Consider the following 2064-nt stretch of genomic DNA (forward strand, 5'->3'; position numbering starts at 1 on the left):
AGCTGAAACATCAACGGCTCGTTTAAGAGACACCCAAGTAGCACGGGGCCCGAGACCCGGCGGGGCCACCATGACGGAGCGCGAACTGCGGCGGATGCTGTATGCCGCGGCGGAAGCGGCCGTCGACGTCAGTCCTCAGGTGCGGCGCTTGTACGCGGAATACCAGGCCGCGCAGTCGGATGTCGATCAGGCAAAGGGGGCACGCTGGCCGCAATTGCAGTTGAACGGCCAGACACGTAACGCACAGTTCGGCTCGAACGCCGGCAGTGCATACGACCCGGGCAACTCGCTGGGGGTGAACCTCACGACGACGCTGTTCGACTGGGGGCGCACCGAGAAAACGATCGGCAGCCGGCGGGAGCTCGCGAGTGCAGGGCAGGAGCGCTACGTCGCGCAGATGGAGGATTCCGCCTATCAGGTCACGGCCACCCTCGTCGAGCTCGCGAAACAACGCAACATCGCCGAGTTGAGCCAGCGCTTCGTCGACCGGATGACGCGCCTCGTGCGAATGCTCGATGAAATCGTCGCGGTCGATCGCGGTCGTGGCAGCGAGCTCACCCAGGCAAAGGCCCGGTTGCTCCAGGCCGAGGCGAGTCGCGATGCGGCACTGGCGAAATGCCGGACGGTCGAGCTGAATCTTCGCAAGCTGGTAGGCGAGCGGCCGGTGCCGATGCCGATGGATCCGCACTGGCCGCTGCATCCCGGCAATCTCGACCGGTTGATGTCCGCGCTCGATGAAAATCCGCGCCTCCGACAGGCGCGCGCGGAGGCCGGTGCGGCCGAACTGAACCGCGATGCGGTGCGGGCGGCATCCAGGCCGCAACTGAACTGGGTCGTCAGCACGAATACCGGCCACGATACCGTCGGGCGCCGCATGCCGTGGCAGACGATGCTCACGCTGACGTGGAACGCGTTTACCGGCGGCGCCGCGACCGCGGCGACCGATGCGGCGACGTTCCGCGCGTCGGCGAGTTGGCGGCAGGTCGAACAGATGCGCCTGGATCTCGAATATCAGGTACGTAGCGCGGAGCAAGATGCATACGCGTTCGGCGAGCGGGCGGATCAGTATCGCGATCTGTCGGTCGAGTCGGCGCGCGTGCGCAGCGCGTTCTTCGACCAGTGGTACCACCTCGGGCGTCGCTCCTTGCTGGACGTGCTGATTGCCGAGAACGACGACTACAACAATCGCGTCAACGAAGTGGCGTACCGATTCGATGGCTATGCGGCGACGCTGCGGGGCTACGCATCGGCGGGCATGCTCGTGCAATGGCTGCGTGAGGGCTGACGCATCGCGCGGTGTTGCGCCCCGGCCGCGCAACGAGGGAAATCATGAGTCCTGGATCGATCGAGAACTGGTTTGCATTGCCGCCGCCGAGGGCGGCTTCCTACCTGCCCGCCCCCTATGGCGCCCGGCACGGCGTCACCGCTCGCTTCACGAATTCGTCGCCGGAGTCGGTCTACTTGCCGAATCGCCGTTTGGTTGTCGCCTCGGACACGTGCGCGGCCGATTTCGGGCACGACAATCTGGCATGGAGCCGCAAGCCGCCGCCGCGCGGTCGTGCTCGCCTCATGTTGGCCGCGATTGGCGGCGCCGTGTTCGGGGCGGCATTGATGGCGCTGTTCGGCGCGATGATGGCAGGGCGGGCCGAGGAGCAGAGCCATTCGACCCGAGGCAGCTTGCCCACGGGCAAACGAGCGCCTGCGTCGGTCGTTGCGTCAGCCGCTGAGGCGGTGCCGCCTCCAACGCAGGTTCTGGATTCAGTACCGGCTTTGGCACCCCCTTCTGCTTCGGCGGCCAGCCGTGCGGACGCGCTGCCCCAACCGATGCGCCGGGCGAACGCGCATGCAGTACCGGCATTGCGGCCAACACCACCTCGGCGGTCCGATAGCGCGAGCGTACGCGTCCGCGAACCGGAGGTGGTGCAGCCAGTATCCGGTAAAGCAGCGTTGCGTCGCGCGCCGACAAAGCCTCGACCAGCGGCGCCGGCAGATCCGTCCGTATCGAGGGCACCGGACCGGTGCGGCGCCGACTGGCTATGCGGCGACGCACTGCGTGCGTTGCAG

1 protein-coding gene is annotated in these 2064 nt (G+C 67.1%); it reads left to right on the top strand.

Translation table 11 applies throughout. The annotated features are described in order from the left end of the window. Nucleotides 1-70: 70 nt before the first annotated feature. Complete coding sequence (locus ABZS61_RS34725) at nt 71-1285, top strand: TolC family protein (protein WP_224755983.1); 1215 nt, start codon at nt 71-73, stop codon at nt 1283-1285. Nucleotides 1286-2064: the final 779 nt, after the last annotated feature.

Source organism: Streptomyces sp. NPDC005566 (assembly GCF_040605575.1).
Lineage (GTDB): Bacteria > Actinomycetota > Actinomycetes > Streptomycetales > Streptomycetaceae > Streptomyces.

Coding starts and splice junctions, on each gene's coding strand:
- ABZS61_RS34725 (WP_224755983.1), top strand. CDS start 71: ATGACGGAGCGCGAACTGCGGCGGATGCTGTATGCCGCGGCGGAAGCG.